Source organism: Soehngenia sp., assembly GCF_055108775.1.
The window spans coordinates 13,234-31,800 of the sequence record NZ_JBSQIL010000002.1 but is presented as its reverse complement, the minus strand read 5'-3'; the positions used below and the strand labels follow the sequence as shown (position 1 = coordinate 31,800).

Below are 18,567 nucleotides of genomic sequence, written 5' to 3'. Positions count from 1 at the left end.
ACAATGGATATTACAAATTTAAAAGCCTGGGAAATAAGAGAAAAAATTTTGAATAAAGAAATATCTTCTTATGAAGTTACTGAACAATTTTTAGAAAAGATAGATGAAGTTGAAGACGAGATAAATGCATTTATTACAATTGATGCAGATAGAGCTCTAGATGAAGCTAAAAAGGTAGACAAAAAAATTGCTCAAGGCATAGAAATTGGAATTTTGGCAGGGTTACCTGTTGCTATAAAAGACAATATAATGACCAAAAATTTAAGGACAACTTGTGCTTCAAAGATGCTAGAAAAATATATACCTCCATATAATGCAACTGTAGTTGAAAAAATTAAAAAAGAAGATGGAATAATAATAGGTAAAACTAACATGGATGAATTTGCAATGGGAGGATCCACAGAAACCTCATATTTTGGTATTACTAGAAATCCTAGAAATAAATCTATAGTACCAGGAGGCTCATCAGGTGGTTCGGCAGCAGCAATAGCAGCAAATGAGGCAGCACTTTCTTTAGGAACTGACACAGGAGGATCGATAAGACAACCTGCAAGCTACTGTGGTGTAGTTGGGATTAAGCCAACTTATGGACTTGTTTCAAGGTTTGGAGTTGTTCCGATGTCTAATTCATTAGATCAAGTAGGTGTGTTTGGGAAAGATGTAAAAGATGCATATTTAGCACTAAAGAGCATTGCAGGGTTTGATCCACATGATGCAACATCATCAAAGAGGGCAAAACTAGAAGAATTAAACTTCGATGAAGTATCTCTTAAAGGTCTAAAAATTGCACTACCTAAGGAATATGATGAACTTAGGGTAAAAGGTGATGAAAAGATCAGAGTTGTTTTTGAGAACAGTATTAGAGTTTTTGAAAGAAATGGTGCAAAGATTGAATATGTTTCTTTGCCATATTTAAAATATGCTCTAGAAACTTACTATTTGATATCAACTGCAGAAGTTAGCACAAATTTATCAAGATTTGATGGAATTAGATATGGACATAGGGCATTTGAATATAAAACACTTGATGAGTTATATATAAACTCTAGAACTGAAGGATTTGGTGAAGAGACTAAAAGAAGAATAATGATGGGAACATATGCACTATCTCAGGGATATAAAGATGAACATTATAAAAAGGCATTGAAAATAAGAACTCTGATAAAAAATGACTATGACAGAATTTTTAAAGATTACGATGTTATATTATCTATTACATCTCCAATTTTACCGTTTCCATTTGACTCAGTAATTAACTCTCCTGTGGATATGTACAAGGCTGATACATACACAGTGCCTGTTAACTTAGCTGGATTATGTGCTATTAGTGTTCCGATGGGAGAAGTTGACTCATTGCCAGTTGGATTGCAGATTACAGCAAATAGATTTAATGAAAAGACATTATTTACAGCTGCTTATGGTTACGAAAGGAGTGCTAATGATGAGCTATAAAACACTGGTTGGTTTAGAAATTCATGTGGAATTGATGACTGAAAGGAAGATGTTTTGCAATTGCAAAAATGAATTTGGAGCGATGCCAAATACAAATGTTTGCCCTGTGTGTTTAGGTCTACCAGGAGCTTTGCCAGTTATGGATAAAGAAGCAGTTGAATATGCTATAATGGCAGGTTTGGCATTTAACTGTGAAATTGAAAAAACGATAATTATGGATAGAAAAAGCTATTTTTATCCTGACTTAACAAAAGGTTATCAAATATCTCAATCAGATTTTCCACTTTGTAAAGGAGGATTCCTTGAAATAGATTTAGATGAAGGGCCAAAGAAAATTAGGCTTGAGAGAATTCATATTGAAGAAGATACAGGAAAGCAGATTCATACTGAAAATGGGACAACTCTACTGGATTTTAATAGAAGCGGAGTTCCTCTAATAGAGATAGTAACTAAACCAGATATTAATTCATCAGAGGAAGCTAGGCTATTTCTAGAAAAACTTAAAAATACTATCAAATATTTAGGCGTTTCAGATGTAAAGATGGAAGAAGGATCTCTCAGGTGTGATGTAAATATAAATGTAATTGATGAAGAGAGAAATATTAGGACAAATATTTCTGAGATAAAAAATTTAAATTCTTTTAAATCTGTAGTTAAAGCTATAGAATATGAGCAAAAAAGGCATATTGAAGCACTTGAAAATGGCAGCAATACAGACAAAGAAACCAGAAGGTTTAATGAACTTACTGGAGAAACTATTTTGATGAGAAAAAAATTTCAAGCCTCAGATTATAGATACCAGTTCGAGGCTGATCTGACGCCGATAGAAATAAAAGAAGAATGGATAAACGAAATAAGAACTGCCATGCCAGAATTACCTGATCAAAAGAAAAGAAGATTTATGAAAGATTATAAACTTAATGAATATGATGCATCTATACTTACTCAATCAAAAGAACTATCTTTCTTTTATGAAGAACTAACAGACCTTGTAAATGACGCAAAATTAGCTGCTAATTGGGTAATGACAGATGTATTAAGACGATTAAAAGAAGAAGATAAAGAATTATCTCAACTTAATTTAACACCAAAAGCATTAGCAGAATTATTAGATTATGTCAAATCTGGAAAAGTTAATAATAATACTGCAAAAAAAGTTTTAAGAGAAATGCTAGAAACCGGAGAAAGTGCTAAAAATATAATTGATAAACAAGGGCTTATACAAATTAATGATGAAGAAGAACTTTCTAGAGTGATTGATGAAGTAATAAAAGATAATCAACAGTCAGTTGAAGATTTTAAGAATGGAAAAGATAGAGCGCTTGGATACTTAATGGGGCAAATTATGAAAAAAACTAAAGGTAAAGCAAATCCTAATACTGCTAATAAAATGTTAATAGATAAGATAAATGAGAACTAAACTTTTATAAATCATATTAAAACAAGGGGAGGGCTAATATGACTAAAAAAAGAAGTTTAACAGCTAAAATTTTAATATCATTAGCATTTGGACTAATAGTAGGAATAATTGTGTACCAATTACCTGATTCAGCATTCAAAGAAACAGTTTTAATCAATGGAATTTTTCTGTTTTTAGGTCAGGTTTTCTTAAGAGCAATAATGATGGTAGTCATTCCATTGGTGTTCGTATCATTAGTAAATGGGGCTGCGAACATGGGAGATATCAAAAAATTAGGTAGAGTTGGGACAAAGACGATTATTTTTTATCTTACAACAACAGCATTTGCTGTATCATTAGCTTTGTTATTAGGTTATATTTTAAAACCGGGATATGGTTTAAATATGGGGAGTATTTCTTCTGTTGAAGTAACAATAGCCGAAAAGATACCTCTTGTCCAAGTTCTCTATGAAATGATTCCAAACAATGTGATTTCTGCTATGGCTAATGGCAATATGCTGCAAATAATAGTATTTGCGTTATTAACAGGAGTAGCCCTCTCGCTATTAGGAGATAGAGTAAATATTGTATTGAAACTATTTGAACAACTGAATGAGCTTGTGATGAAGCTAGTTGAGATTGTAATGCTATTTGCACCATTTGGAGTATTTGGTCTTATCGCAAGGACTTTTTCAACTGTGGGATACACAGCGATGATACCTTTATTAAAATTTATCTTAGTAGTATACCTAGGCCTTGTAATACATATGCTTGTAGTATATGGATTGCTTTTAAAAGGATTAGGGAAAATAAATGTTAGTAAATTCTTGAAGAAGTTTTCCCCTGCTATGTTTGTGGCATTCTCCACAGCTAGTAGTTCTGCTACAATACCATTTTCACTTGACATATGTGAGAATAGTATCGGAGTATCAAAGGATATAGCTTCATTTACTATACCACTAGGAGCGACCATCAATATGGATGGTACAGCAATCATGCAAGGTGTAGCTGCTTTCTTTGTAGCTCAAGTATATGGTGTGGATTTATCATTATCCGCAATATTAACAGTAGTTTTAACTGCTACATTAGCATCAATTGGCACAGCAGGAGTACCTGGAGCGGGGACTATCATGTTATCAATGGTGCTTCAATCTGTAGGACTACCACTAGAGGGTATTGGACTTATCATGGGAATAGACAGAATAATAGACATGGGAAGAACAACACTAAATGTTACAGGAGATGCAGTATGTACTGCTATTATAGCTAAACAAGAAAAAGAATTTAATGAAGAAATATTTAATTCATGAGAAGTTGTTTTCAACTTCTCTTTTTATGTCTACCCAGCATGGGTATAAATATTAAAAAGGAGGATTAGATTTATGAAGAAATTAAAAATAGATTTTTTTCATGATGTATTATGAGCTTGGTGCTATGCACTATCGCCTAGGTTGAGGCAATTAAGAAATGAATTTATGGAAGAAGGCATAGAAATCGAGATATATCATCATAGTTTTGCTTTAGCAAAAGAAAAAATAAATCTAGCACAGATGTTTGGTGACAAAGAAAGGGCAAAGAAAGAGATATTAAACCATTGGAAAGCAGCAAATGAGAATTCTGATGAAAAAAACATCAATTATGAATTAATGGCTACACGAACACATGATTATCCATATTCTATGCCAGGACTTATAGCATGTGAAGCTGCAGCGATAATGGGTGGAGAAGAAGCTCATTGGGATTATTTTGACAGAATTCAAAAAGCTCATTTGACTGAATGCTTAGATATAACACAAGAAGACGTCCAGCTAATGTGTGCAAGAGATATTGGACTAGATGAAGATAAGTTTAAACAGTTAATCTCAGATGAAAACACTATAAAATTAGTTGAAAAGGATTTAAAACTAGCTAGAGAATGGGGGATAACAGCAGTTCCAAGTTTAGTTTTAAATGAAAGATATCTAATTTCTGGTGCTCAGAAAAAAGAATATTTGAAGCAACAATTCTTAAAAGTTGTTAATGAAGAAGATATTTTATAGTTGAAGATGCTCCTTTTAAAAATAATCACTTAAAACAAAAAAAAAAGTAACGATATATAAATAGTGATTATGTTTAAGGAGAGTTAAACTATGAGAATTAAAAAATCAAAAGATAATAATAAAAAACAGATAAATCAGAAGCACTTAAGAAGTTACAGCACTAACAAGCAACTTCTTGGAATATGCAGATAAATTGAAAGAATTATCTAATGAACTGAGTAAATTGATACAGATATTTAAAATTTAGAGCTAGATTTTCTAGCTCTTTTTTTTTATTTAAAGTGTATAATATATTATGGCAATACAATTAGCTTAAGGGGGAAAAACTATTGGAAATAGGTAAATTATCAAATGAAATGTTAGAAAAAATCATAATAGAAAACATTAAATATAAGCGAAAAGAAATCTTAGTAGGTTCAAAAATAGGGGAAGATACTGGAATAATTGATTTTGGGGATAATTATTGTGTTGTGAGCACGGATCCTATAACAGGTGCAACTAAGAATTTAGGAAAACTCGCAGTGTATGTATCATTAAACGATGCTGCCACAAAAGGAGCAGAGGCAGTAGCTATTTTGATAACTTTACTATGCCCAGAAGGTACATCTATTGATATCATAGAAAATATAATGAAAGATATTTCTGATACTGCTAAAGAAGAAAAAGTAGAAATAATTGGAGGACACACTGAGATAACTGATGCTGTAAATAGAGTAATAGTTAATGCTACAGTTCTAGCCAAGTTGAATAGAAAATATCTCCCTGATTATTCTCAAATTAGGGAAGGTGATAAAATAATAGTAACAAAATGGTTAGGAATGGAGGGCACAAATATATTGGTAAATGAGCTAGGAGATAAAGCCTTTAAAATATTAAATGAAGATGAAGTAATACATTCTAAGAAATTGATAAATAACATTTCTGTAACAAAAGAAGGTGCTATTGGAATAAAAAATGGTGCACTTTATATGCATGATATAACTGAAGGGGGATTATTTGGTGCTTTATGGGAGGCTTCTATAGCGACAAGCAAAGGACTTTTAGCTTATGAAAACAAATGTCCGTTACTTGATGTTACAAAGAAACTGTGTGATTGGTTTGATATAAATCCATATAAATTGATATCAAGCGGGAGCATGTTAATGATAGTTCCAAGAAACAAATTTGACATATTACTTTCTAAACTAAATGAAGAAAATATATTTGCTTCATGTATTGGTGAAGTAGTTGATAGAGGAGTATTTTTCGTAAACAATGGAATTAAAGAACCAATAGAATCCCCCAAAAGTGACGAATTATATAAAGCTCTAAAACTCATATTTTGATGTTACATTATCATTACAAATTCTCAAATTGCTTGAAACCATTTTTCTAAAGTGATATATATTATTTTAAAGGAAGGATATTCGTAACTAGAAATTTTGAGGAAGGAGCTTTAAAATGAACAAGAAACTAATATCATTATTATTTATAATGTTTTTTATAATTATGAGTAAAAATGCATATGCCAGTGAATTTTTCACTGTAGGAATTGATGGGAATAGCACTAAAGTTAGACAAGTTTCAGTCCTTGTGGATGGGAATGAATTAGATTCTAAAGTTCCTTCATTTATACTAGGAGATAGGACTCTAGTCCCTTTAAGATTTGTAGCTGAGAGTTTTGGAGCGACTGTTGGATGGGAAGCTGACACCAAAAAAGTTACTGTAGTTAATGGGCCAACAGAAGTTATCTTGACGGTTGATAGTAATAAAGTATTAGTAAATGGGGTTGAAAGAATTCTAGACAAAAACTCTGTCCCCAAATTAGTTACTTATAATATTGATGGAAAGCCTGATGGAAGAACAATGGTACCGGTTAGATTCATATCTGAGGTGTTAGGATATGAAGTATTATGGGATCAAAACAATTACACTGCACAAATTAATACATCAATAATAGCTTCTATAACAAACATTAGAACTGTTTTTGACTCAAATGGAAACCATAAATTAGCAATTGATAGTGATAAGGAATTAGAATATCAATTAAATTATGATTCAAATCAAAAGGTTTATAATTTAGTGTTCAAAAATGCTAAATTAAATATAATGGGGAACAATCAACTTATCTATGAGAATGATATTGGAGGCACATTGATTAATAAGGTTGTAGCTGAACAATCATCGCTACCTCCAAATCCCTATGAAATTAAAATGACAATTATTATGAACTCAGAAGGGAAAGAGGTTGTTGAAAAAACTCCTGATGGAAAAACACTAATATTTTCTTTTAATCCAAATACACCTAAAGCAACTGTCAATAATATATCAAATATTAGCATGGGTTTTATGGACGGAAAAGAAGCAGTAGTCATAAAAGGAGTAAATGGGAATGAATTCAATAGCTTTACATTAAACAATCCAACTCGTTTTGTGGTAGATATTAAAGATGCAACTTTATTGGGAAATTCTTCCCAAATATATAACTATAAATTTGGATTTGTTAACTCTGTCAGAGTTTCACAGTTTACATCTGATACCAACAATAGTCAAAATGAAAAGATAGTTAGAGTTGTTTTAGACATAAATTCTGGAGTTAATCCTAAAGTCGATATTATTAAGAGTGGGGATGAACTATACATAGTTCCTGAAAACACTTTATTTAATTATGTTTCTTATACTAGCAATCAAACTTCATTTGATCTTAGTATCCCAGGGATTCCAAATAATCTAGTAATAACTGATTATATTGCTCAAAACAACCAATTGATAATTTCATTTGATAATACTTTAATAGATATTCCAATTGGTAAATATAATATAAATGATAACTTTATAAGTACTATTGAAATAGAAAAGACAGCAAATACATCTATATTGATTATAAATTTGAATAAGAAAATTATATATAATAGAGAAGAAAGTAGTCCATATTATAAAATCAACGCAATATCTGAAAATACAACTCCTTTGAACCCATCAACAAAAACGATTGTAATAGATGCTGGGCATGGTGGGAAAGACCCGGGTGCTATTTCTGTATTTGGGGATAAAGAAAAGGATATAAATTTATCGATCGCTTTAAAACTTGAATCTTTATTAAAACAAAGAGGTTATAACGTCATCATGACTAGAAGAAATGATGTATTCGTTGACTTGTATGAAAGACCCAAGATTGCAAATGATATAAATGCAGATTTATTTATAAGCATTCATGCTAATTCTACACTTTCTAACTCGGTAAACGGTTTGGAAGTGCTATATTGTCCAGCTACAGAAAGTTCAAATAAATCAACTGACCAATATCCTCTTGCAAAAACAATACACGACTCAATAATAAGTTCTACTGGGATAAATTCTAGAGGAATAAAGAAAAGATCAGATTTAGTAGTGCTAAGGCTTACTAATATGCCAGCAATACTTATAGAGACTGCTTTTTTATCGAATCCAGATGATGCCCAAAGATTAGTTGATAACTCGTTTCAGGAGAAAGTAGCTTTAGGAATTGCAAATGGGGTTGAAGAATATTTTAAACAGTATTAAAATGATAAGGGAAGGGATACCTTCCCTTATTTATTGAAAGGAGATATAAAGAAATTGGAAGCTTTTTTAGGTTATGCTATTATTTTTTTTGCTAGAGTACTTGATGTCTCATTAGCTACTATTAGAACTTTGATGGTAGTTCAAGGAAGGAAAGTGCAAGCTGCTGCAATTGGATTTTTTGAGGTTGGAATATATGTCACAATTCTTGGTAGAGTTGTTACCAGCTTGGATAACCCATTAAATTTACTTGCATATTGCTTAGGATTTGCTACTGGAAATTATGTTGGTATAATTCTTGAAAATAGGATAGCTTTAGGAAATCTTTTTGCTCAAATAATCCCAGGGGTTGATAAAAAAGAAGAATTACTTAAAGCTTTGAGAGAAAATGGATTTGGGGTTACGGTTATCGTAGGAGAAGGACTAAAAGGAAGTAGAGAAATTTTCAATGTGGTATTAAACAGAAAAGATTTAACAAAACTTAGAAAAATAGTTGAGAGCATTGATAAAAATGCATTTTTGACAATAAATAACATTAGTCCAATAAGAGGTGGATACTTTAATGCTGTTAAAAAATAAATCTCCTAAAGGAGATTTATTTTTTAACATACTAACTGTTTTTTTTAATAATCTATAAGAATAGGGGAGATTTAATTGAGAATTGACAACAGAGATTATGATGAATTAAGAAACATTAAAATAACTAGGGATTATTTAATGCATCCATATGGTTCAGTTATGATAGAAGTAGGGAATACAAAAGTAATATGTACAGCCATGATTGAAGAAAAAGTACCTTTCTTTTTAAAAAACACCGGAACTGGGTGGATAACGAGCGAATATGCAATGTTGCCAGCTAGTACTTCTGTGAGGAAAGTAAGAGACTCTGTAAAGGGCAAAATTGATGGAAGAAATCAAGAAATCCAAAGGCTCATTGGAAGGTCTTTAAGAAATGTAATAGATTTAAAAGCACTTGGAGAAAGAACTATTTGGATCGACTGCGATGTAATTCAAGCAGATGGAGGAACAAGGACAGCTTCAATCACAGGAGCATATATTGCTATGGTAGATGCTTTATATAAACAATTCAAGGATAAAGGGAATAAACTTCCGATAAAGGACTACTTAGCTGCAGTTAGCGTAGGAATTATAAAAGAGGGACCTGTATTGGATTTATGTTTTGAAGAAGATTCCAAAGCACTAGTCGATATGAATGTAGTAATGACAGGAAAGGGAGAATTTGTTGAGATCCAAGGGACAGGTGAGCATAAACCATTTTCTAGAGAAGAACTAAATATTTTATTAGATTTAGCTTCAAAAGGGAATAATCAAATTATAGAGTTAGAGAAATCAATTTTTGGGGAAATAAATTCATATATAGGGGAATGAATATGAGAAAACTAGTAATAGCTTCCGACAATCAAAACAAAGTTAATGAAATCAAAGAAATACTTAAGGGATTGCCCCTTGAGATCTTATCAAAAAATGAAGTAGGGCTAAAAAACTTAGTAGTAGAAGAAGATGGTGATACTCTTTTGGAAAATAGTTTCAAAAAAGCTAGAGAGATAGCAAAACAAATTGATTGGATAGTAGTTGCAGACGATACTGGGCTGTTTGTAGAAGATCTTTGCGGAGAACCTGGTATATATTCAGCACGATATGCAGGAGAAGATGGTAATGATAAAAAAAATGTAGAATTGCTTTTGAAAAAACTAAACGGCAAAGAGAGTAAAGCATATTTTGAAACAGTAATTTCTTTGATCACCGAAGATAAAAAAGAGTATACAGCTTCTGGGAGATGCTATGGAAAGATAGTTGCAACCCCTAGGGGAGAAAGCGGATTTGGATATGATCCAGTTTTTCAGCCAGAAGGATTTGATAAAACTTTTGGGGAAATGGATCTAGACACTAAAAATAGGATAAGTCATAGAAGAAAAGCTTTAGAAAATTTAAAAGAAATTTTGGAAGAGATACTTGGTGAAGATTATGAAAATATTAGTAATTAGTGACACTCATAGAAAAATTTCACCTCTTATTAAAACTGTAAATAAAGAAAAATTTGATTGCATATTTTTCTTGGGAGATAATGTTGAAGATGGTGAAGAGATAGCTAACAGATTAAAGATTAATGAAAAATATATAGTTCGAGGCAATGGAGATTTTTATGCTGATTATCCAGATAAATTATTAATTGAATTATTAGGGCATAAAATTTTGTTGGTACATGGACATAAAGAAGGCGTAAAGATGGGATTAAGAGAGTTGGAAAATCAAGCAAAGAAAGAAAATGCTCAAGCTGTATTCTTTGGACATACACACATACCATTTATTGACAAAATAGAAGATATCCTATTTTTAAACCCTGGAAGCCCTACTTATCCTAGGGGAGGAGAATTTAAGAAAACTTTTTCTGTAGTAGATATTACAAAGGATCATTTATGGGCTGACATTAGATATATAACAAAATGAGAGTATATGCAAAATTTTTTGAAAACTCTTTTAAATTATATTTTGATTAATTAGAAAATTCGTGTTATAATTTAAAAGCGTGGAACTATTTTGATAAATATTTAATTTATAAAATTCTAGTTAGGGGGAATGCATGTTGAAATCGTATTCAACAGACAAAATTAGAAATGTATCTTTATTGGGGCATAGTAGCAATGGTAAAACAACATTGACAGAAGCTTTCTTATTCCAAGCAGGAGTAACCACTAGACAAGGAAAAGTAACAGAAGGAAACACAATTTCAGATTTTGATAAGCAAGAGATAGCTAGAAAAGTTTCGATAGCAACCTCTGTTATTCCAGTAGAATGGAATAATGTAAAAATAAATATATTGGATACACCTGGATATTTTGATTTTATCGGAGAGATGTATGGGGCCAAAAGGGCTTCCGAAAGTTCAATAGTCTTAGTAGATGCGTCTTCTGGCATAGAAGTAGGTACAGAAAAAGCATGGAAGAATGTTGAAAAATATCAAACCCCTAGACTTATTTTTTTAAACAAAATGGATAAAGAAAATATAAATTTCGATAAAGTGATGGAAGAATTACAGACAAAATTCGGGGAAAAAATCATACCTTTTGCATTCCCAATCGGTGAAGCTGAAAGTTTCAAAGGATTTGTAAACGTAATAGAAGAAAAGGCATACGAATATTCTGGTAAAACAAGGAAAGAAATTCCTCTAACTGATGAGCAAAAGGATAGAATAGAGGAAATAAAAGAAAAGATTATAGAAAAAGTTGCTGAAACTGATGAAACATTGATGGAAAAATATTTTGATGGATTGGAATTCACTCCTGAAGAGATCGAAAAGGGCATAAGATTAGCTGTTAAATCTGCTGATTTGGTACCTCTAGTATTGGGATCAGCTGAAAAAGCAATAGGAGCCGATTTTTTATTGGATTTAATCATTAAATATTTGCCTTCTCCAGCTGATTTAGTAAGTGTAAAAGGGAAATGGAATGATAAAGAAGTCGAGAGAAAAATAGATGTAAAGGAACCGTTTTCAGCGATTGTATTCAAGACTATTGCCGATCCATTCGTAGGAAAAATTTCAATTTTTAAAGTGTTATCTGGCAAGATAACCAAGGAAACTGAAGTTTTCAATTCTACAAAAGAAAAAAGCGAGAAATTAGGGAATCTGTTTTTCTTAAGAGGGAAAAATCAGATTGAAGCAACTGAGATTTTAGCTGGAGATATAGGAGCAACATCAAAACTTAATTTTACTCAGACAGGGGATACATTGTGCGACAAAAATAATCCTGTGTTATACGATACAATAGAATATCCTCAACCAACATTGTTTATGGCTATAGAACCTAAAAACAAAGGTGATGAAGAAAAGATATCGGCATCTTTAGCTAAACTAATGGAAGAGGACCCTACTTTTGTAATACAAAGAAACTCTGAAACAAAACAACTTTTGATAGGTGGACAAGGAAATGTTCAACTTTCAGTAATAGTTGATAAATTAAAACAAAATTTCGGAGTAGATGTAGTATTAACAAGTCCTAAGATAGCATATAGAGAAACAATAAAAGGGACAGCATCTGTACAAGGAAAGCATAAAAAACAATCTGGTGGAGCAGGTCAATATGGTGATGTACACATTAGATTTGAACCATGCGAAGAAGAATTCGTGTTTGCAGAAGAAATATTTGGTGGGTCTGTGCCGAGAAACTTCTGGCCGGCAGTTGAAAAAGGGATTAGAGAGTCTTTGGAACACGGTGTCTTGGCAGGTTATCCAGTAGTAAATATTAAAGCTGTATTGTTTGATGGATCTTATCATGATGTGGACTCAAATGAAATGGCATTTAAGATAGCTGCTTCATTAGCATTTAAAAAAGGTATGGAAGCAGCAAAGCCTGTACTTTTAGAACCTATTGTCAGAGTAGAAATAGTTATTCCCGAAGAGTATATGGGAGATGTAATGGGTGATATGAACAAGAGAAGAGGAAGGATACTAGGTATGGAACAACTTCCAGATGGTAGCCAAAAGATAGTAGCAGAAGCCCCTCATGCTGAAATGTTTGAATATGCAATTGATTTAAGAGCTATGACTCAAGCTAGAGGGAGTTTCACAATGGAATTTGTAAGATATGAAGAAGTTCCATCTATGATAGCTGAAAAAATAATTGAACAGGCAAAAAGAGAAAAAGAAAATCACTAATAAATATAAGAGGTGTTAACACCTCTTATATTTTTTTAAAAAAATATTGATTACAAATTAATATTTGTGATATAATACAGTTGACAATTACAAAAGAGTTTTTGTTTTGTAAACTGTCAAACGATAAAGGCAAACCTGTTGAAAAGCAGGGACGCAAAGCTATAGGGCCTTAAAGGGCAGCCAGCTACCGAAAGGAGAGTTTACTATGTGTAAAAGACTCGTTTGTTTATTTTTGTCCTTATTTTTAATGTTTAACTTTTATGGGGTGGTTTCGGCAGAATCCCAATTTAGTGTAACTGCATTAGATAATCGGATGAAAGTTGAATCATCAGAATATGGGCAAGGGGTTAGAGTTGCTGTACAACATGGAGAAAACAAATACTACTACAGCATGTCAAACTCAACCATATATCTCCCGATGCAACTAGGCACAGGAAATTATGAAGTAAAACTTTTAAAACATATCGAAGGCAATAGATATAGAGTCCTCGATAAAAAGTATATGTATCTTTCTGAAGAACCAGTTGATGCGTTTCTTGCTTCTGCACAGCCAGTTGATTGGGAAAACAATGAGAAGCTTGTGGCTTTGACAAAAGAAGTAATAGCAGATAAATCTACTGACGAAGAAAAAGTTATTGCAGTTTATGAATATATTGTTAAAAACATGAAATATGATAGAGCCAAGATAAAGAATTTAAATGATGATTATGTTCCAGATTTAAATTCCACAATAGACTCTAAAAAAGGCATCTGTTATGATTATTCTTCATTATTTGCCAGCATGTTGAGATCTGAAGGTATACCATGTAAACTTGTAAAGGGTTATAAAAATGATCTTAAAAGTTACCATGCTTGGAATGAAGTATTTATAGATGGAGAATGGAAAATTATCGATACTACTTATGATAGTGCATTTGTAAATAAGAGACAGAAAGTATCGATGTTTAAAGATGACTCAGAATACAATAAAGTTAGAGAATATTAATTAAGCCTTTAAAGGCTTAATTTTTCATCCCATAAGACAAAGAAAGTCAAAGTCAAGGAGGTAGCTGTTATGTCTGGGCTAAGCAATATAATTGAAGAATTTATCAAAAATCTAATCGATGAAATGAATGGTGTTGTCGAAATACAAAGAAATGAGTTAGCGAATTATTTTGATTGTGCACCATCGCAAATAAATTATGTACTAAGCACAAGATTTACTCCGTATAAAGGATATTATATTGAGAGTAAAAGAGGCGGCGGTGGGTATATAAAGATAGTAAAAGTTGATTTCAAAGAAAGGCAAGGTTTTGACTTTGAACATATAATCAATGACTTAATTGGGGAATCAATTACAGAGTCTAAAGCTGCGGATATAATAAAGACATTTTATGAAGAGGGTCTTATATCTAAAAAAGAGGCAGATTTGATTAAAGCTGCTACCAGTGATAGAGCTTTTGGGGTTGAAGTGGAAGATAGAAATAGACTAAGGGCTAATATATTGAAAAACATTATACTAATACTTGTTGAATAGAGGGATAAAAATGATATGTGAATCATGCAAAAAGAGAGATGCTAAAATTCATTACAAAACAGTCATAAATGGAGTAGTGGAAGAACATCATTTATGCGAGATTTGTGCGGCTGGATATAAGGAAGATTTAATAAACAAGTTCCCGTTGCATAAGCTATTTGGAAGTATTTACTCTACACCTGATGTTAAATGTAAAAATTGTGGATTGAGTTATGAAAAATTTAGATCAACAGGAAAGCTAGGATGCTCAGAATGCTATGATGCATTTGGAGATGATTTAAAGAATATCATTAAGGGTATACATGGGCATACTAAACATACAGGGAAAATGCCCAAGAGGGCTTATCCATTATTGTTGATTGAAAAAGATATCAATAGGCTAATTAGTGAACTAGATACAGCAGTAAAGAATGAAGAATATGAAAAAGCAGCTCTATTGAGGGACGAGATTAAGGAATTAAAAAACAAATTGGAGCTAGCTGACAGGAGTGATAATAATGACCAAATGGATTGAAGATAGTCAAATAGACCCTGTTGTGGTGAGTTCAAGAATTAGATTAGCCAGAAATTTAAAAAGCGATACTTTTCCATTGTATTCATCAAAAGAAGAGGCAATTAAGACTTTGGAAAAAATCAGACAAGCTGTTGATGAATTACTTCCTAATGGGGAATATGTATACTACAACCTTGAGCAATTGGAACCACGTGAAAAAATGAGATTTATGGAAAATCATTTGATAAGTCCAGGGTTGGTTGAACAGACTGGGAAAAGTGCATTCTATTTGAGAAATGATGAAAAGGCAACAATAATGATAAATGAGGAAGATCATCTAAGACTTCAAACATTATATCCTGGATTGAAATTGAATCAAGCATGGGAAGAATGTGAGAAAATTGATGACTTGTTAGAATCTAAATTAGATTATGCATTTCATAATGAATATGGATATTTAACTTCTTGTCCAACTAATGTTGGGACTGGCTTAAGAGCATCAGTGATGCTTCATTTACCAGCAATGACAATAACAGGTTATATCATGGGATTAATGGATGCTCTAAGAAGAATAGGACTAACAATTAGAGGTATATATGGCGAAGGGACAGAAGCAGTTGGACATTTATATCAAGTTTCTAACCAATTAACACTTGGAGAAACAGAAACTGAAATCATCAAAAAAATTGACGAAGTAGCAAATGAAATTAGAAACAGAGAGCAAAATACGCGAAACTTTTTATTGGAAAATAAGAAATTGGAGATTGAGGATAAGGTATATAGAGCTCTAGGGATTTTGCAAAACGCAAGAATGATATCATCTAATGAAGCTATGGAGCAGATATCTATTGTTAAGCTGGGGCTTGATTTAAAGCTTATAGAGGATGAAAAATATAAGGATTTGATAAAACTGATGATAGATATCAAACCGGGGAATATTCAAAATAGATCAAATAAAGCTATGAATAGAATTGAAAGAGATATAATGAGAGCAGATATAGTCAGAAATTATTTTAGTTAATGGAGGGTTTTATATGGGTATGAATGGCAGATTTACTGAAAGTGCACAGAAAGCAATTTTGTTGTCTCAAGAAGAAGCTAAAAAGTTCAACCACAATTATATAGGAACGGAGCATTTACTCCTAGGATTAATGGCAGAGGATCAGGGTTTAGCTGCTACAACATTAAAAGAGTTCGGTGTAACATTAGATAAAATAAGAACAGAAGTATATAATATAGTAGGAATGGGAGAAGAAGGCTCTGAGGTTTTAGGATATACACCTAGGACAAAGAGAGTATTTGAATTATCATTTCAAGAAGCAAGAAATTTAGGACACAACTACGTTGGTACTGAACATTTATTATTAGCATTAATAGTCGAAGGGGAAGGCATTGCTACAACTATACTAAAGAGATTAGGCATAGATCCTCAAAAATTAGCACAAAGGATTGTTACTAAAATCACAGACCCAGCAAATTACAACAAGACGAACGAAGAGGATAAAGAAACACCAAATCTTGATAAATATACAATTGATTTAAATAAAATGGCTCAAAATGGAGAAATAGATCCTGTAATAGGCAGATCCAAAGAAATAGAGCGGGTCATACAAGTTTTAAGTAGAAGGACTAAAAACAATCCAGTGCTCATAGGAGAGCCGGGAGTTGGTAAAACAGCTATAATTGAAGGGTTGGCACAAAAGATAGTTGAAGGCACGGTGCCGGAAGTTATTAAAGACAAGAGAATATTGACACTAGATTTACCTGGGTTAATAGCAGGTGCTAAATATAGGGGAGAATTCGAAGAAAGGTTAAAAGCCGTTATGAAAGAATTGAAAGAAGCTGGAGATGTCATATTGTTTATAGATGAACTCCACACTATAGTTGGAGCTGGTGCTGCTGAAGGAGCAATTGACGCCTCAAACATTCTTAAACCAACACTTGCAAGAGGGGAATTGCAAATAATAGGAGCAACTACAATTGATGAGTATAGAAAGTATATTGAAAAAGATTCTGCACTAGAGAGAAGATTGCAACCTATTATGGTAGAGGAACCAAGTGTAGAAGACACAATTAAAATTCTCCAAGGATTAAGAGATAGATATGAAGCTCATCATGGTGTAAAAATAACTGATGAAGCTATACAAGCGGCTGCTGAATTGTCATATAGATATATAACCGATAGGTTTTTGCCAGATAAGGCAATTGACTTGATTGATGAGGCTGCGTCAAAATTGAGAGTAAATAATTACGTTGCTCCTTTAGAGTTGAAAACATTAGAAGAAAGATTAGAAGAACTTCAGCATGAAAAAGAAGAAGCTATCAATACTCAGAACTTTGAAAAAGCAGCTCGCATAAGGGATGAAGAAAAAACAATAAAAGAAGAAATGGAAAACAAAAAAATACAATGGGAAAAGAAAAGACATGATACAAATCTAGTAGTTGGTTACAATGAAATAGCTGAGATTGTATCTCAATGGACCGGAGTGCCTGTAACAAACATGAGCACTGAAGAAAGCGAAAGACTATTAAACTTAGAAAAAGAACTTCACAAGAAAGTTGTTGGTCAGGATCAAGCAGTAGAAGCTGTTTCTAAAGCTGTAAGAAGAGCAAGAGTAGGATTAAAAGATCCAAACAAGCCAATAGGAAGTTTTATATTTGTTGGACCAACTGGTGTGGGTAAAACTTATTTAGCAAAGGCTCTAGCGCAAGCATTATTTGGCGATGAAGATGCAATGATAAGAATAGATATGAGCGAGTATATGGAAAAACATTCAGTATCAAGGCTTGTAGGATCTCCTCCAGGATATGTTGGTTATGAAGAGGGAGGCCAATTAACTGAAGCAGTCAGAAGAAAACCTTATTCTGTCGTTTTGTTTGACGAGATTGAAAAAGCACACCCAGAAGTCTTCAACATGCTACTTCAAATTTTGGATGATGGTAGATTAACTGACTCTAAAGGAAGGACAGTAGACTTTAAAAATACAGTTATAATCATGACATCAAATGTAGGAGCTACTTCAATTAAAAAGCAAAATATTCTTGGATTCTCAACAAATGAAGAAAATGACAAAAAAGAATATGAAAAAATGAAAGAGATTATAACAGAAGAACTAAAAAGGACTTTTAGACCTGAATTTTTAAATAGAATTGATGAGATAATAGTTTTCCATGGACTTGAAGAAAATCAAATATATGCAATAGTTGACTTGATGGTACAAGGACTAGAAGAAAGATTAGGTAGATTGGGAGTAAAGGTAAAGATTTCTGAGGATACAAAGAAATATATTGCAAAACAAGGATTTGATTCTGTATTTGGAGCTAGACCACTAGAAAGAACAATCAGAAAAATGATTGAAGATAAATTAGCTGAGGAGATATTAAAGGGGAATATTCACATAGATGATGAAGTTGAAATTGATTATGACGGAGAAAATTTAGTTTTCAAAAAGACTGCATTAAAACAATAATTTG

The 18,567-nt window shown here is 32.3% G+C and carries 15 protein-coding genes, 1 pseudogene and 1 riboswitch; all 16 genes and pseudogenes read left to right on the top strand.

Going from position 1 to position 18,567, the window contains the following annotated elements:
• Positions 1-3: 3 nt before the first annotated feature.
• The 16 genes and pseudogenes from gatA to ACTB1H_RS00530 all read left to right on the top strand — a co-directional run bounded on the left by gatA (position 4) and on the right by ACTB1H_RS00530 (position 18,563).
• Complete coding sequence (gatA, locus tag ACTB1H_RS00605) at positions 4-1,452, top strand: Asp-tRNA(Asn)/Glu-tRNA(Gln) amidotransferase subunit GatA (RefSeq protein WP_463260887.1); 1,449 nt, start codon at positions 4-6, stop codon at positions 1,450-1,452.
• Positions 1,442-2,872 (top strand): Asp-tRNA(Asn)/Glu-tRNA(Gln) amidotransferase subunit GatB, encoded by a 1,431-nt coding sequence (gatB, locus tag ACTB1H_RS00600; RefSeq protein WP_463260886.1) that lies wholly within the window; start codon positions 1,442-1,444, stop codon positions 2,870-2,872. The genes gatA and gatB overlap by 11 nt, the downstream gene beginning before the upstream one ends.
• A gap of 38 nt (positions 2,873-2,910) precedes the next feature.
• Positions 2,911-4,161 (top strand): dicarboxylate/amino acid:cation symporter, encoded by a 1,251-nt coding sequence (locus ACTB1H_RS00595; RefSeq protein WP_463260885.1) that lies wholly within the window; start codon positions 2,911-2,913, stop codon positions 4,159-4,161.
• 129 nt (positions 4,162-4,290) lie between these two features.
• Positions 4,291-4,890: pseudogene (locus tag ACTB1H_RS00590) on the top strand (DsbA family oxidoreductase); the annotation flags it as partial.
• A gap of 329 nt (positions 4,891-5,219) precedes the next feature.
• The gene (locus ACTB1H_RS00585) at positions 5,220-6,215 is read left to right on the top strand and encodes an AIR synthase family protein (protein ID WP_463260884.1); all 996 of its coding nucleotides are present in this window, start codon (positions 5,220-5,222) and stop codon (positions 6,213-6,215) included.
• A 115-nt stretch (positions 6,216-6,330) separates the two neighbouring features.
• Positions 6,331-8,412 (top strand): N-acetylmuramoyl-L-alanine amidase, encoded by a 2,082-nt coding sequence (locus ACTB1H_RS00580; RefSeq protein WP_463260883.1) that lies wholly within the window; start codon positions 6,331-6,333, stop codon positions 8,410-8,412.
• 54 nt (positions 8,413-8,466) lie between these two features.
• Entirely contained in the window at positions 8,467-8,988 is a 522-nt protein-coding gene (locus ACTB1H_RS00575; protein WP_463260882.1) for a DUF2179 domain-containing protein, read from the top strand.
• A 75-nt stretch (positions 8,989-9,063) separates the two neighbouring features.
• A complete protein-coding gene (gene rph, locus ACTB1H_RS00570) occupies positions 9,064-9,798 on the top strand; it encodes a ribonuclease PH (protein ID WP_463260881.1) in 735 nt (244 codons plus the stop codon).
• Between the two features lie 2 nt (positions 9,799-9,800).
• On the top strand, positions 9,801-10,415 hold the full coding sequence (rdgB, locus tag ACTB1H_RS00565; protein WP_463260880.1) for an RdgB/HAM1 family non-canonical purine NTP pyrophosphatase: 615 nt from the start codon (positions 9,801-9,803) through the stop codon (positions 10,413-10,415).
• A complete protein-coding gene (locus ACTB1H_RS00560; RefSeq protein ID WP_463260879.1) occupies positions 10,396-10,878 on the top strand; it encodes a metallophosphoesterase family protein in 483 nt (160 codons plus the stop codon). Before rdgB ends, ACTB1H_RS00560 begins: the two co-directional genes overlap by 20 nt.
• Positions 10,879-11,014: 136 nt before the next feature.
• On the top strand, positions 11,015-13,084 hold the full coding sequence (gene fusA, locus ACTB1H_RS00555) for an elongation factor G (RefSeq protein WP_463260929.1): 2,070 nt from the start codon (positions 11,015-11,017) through the stop codon (positions 13,082-13,084).
• A gap of 118 nt (positions 13,085-13,202) precedes the next feature.
• A riboswitch (cyclic di-GMP riboswitch) is annotated at positions 13,203-13,276 on the top strand.
• 13 nt (positions 13,277-13,289) lie between these two features.
• The gene (locus ACTB1H_RS00550; protein WP_463260878.1) at positions 13,290-14,069 is read left to right on the top strand and encodes a transglutaminase-like domain-containing protein; all 780 of its coding nucleotides are present in this window, start codon (positions 13,290-13,292) and stop codon (positions 14,067-14,069) included.
• 69 nt (positions 14,070-14,138) lie between these two features.
• Positions 14,139-14,600 (top strand): CtsR family transcriptional regulator, encoded by a 462-nt coding sequence (locus tag ACTB1H_RS00545; RefSeq protein WP_463260877.1) that lies wholly within the window; start codon positions 14,139-14,141, stop codon positions 14,598-14,600.
• Between the two features lie 10 nt (positions 14,601-14,610).
• Entirely contained in the window at positions 14,611-15,114 is a 504-nt protein-coding gene (locus tag ACTB1H_RS00540) for a UvrB/UvrC motif-containing protein (RefSeq protein ID WP_463260876.1), read from the top strand.
• Positions 15,098-16,114, top strand: coding sequence for a protein arginine kinase (locus ACTB1H_RS00535; protein ID WP_463260875.1), 1,017 nt, complete (start codon positions 15,098-15,100; stop codon positions 16,112-16,114). Before ACTB1H_RS00540 ends, ACTB1H_RS00535 begins: the two co-directional genes overlap by 17 nt.
• A 13-nt stretch (positions 16,115-16,127) precedes the next feature.
• A complete protein-coding gene (locus ACTB1H_RS00530; RefSeq protein ID WP_463260874.1) occupies positions 16,128-18,563 on the top strand; it encodes an ATP-dependent Clp protease ATP-binding subunit in 2,436 nt (811 codons plus the stop codon).
• The last annotated feature ends 4 nt before the right edge of the window (positions 18,564-18,567 follow it).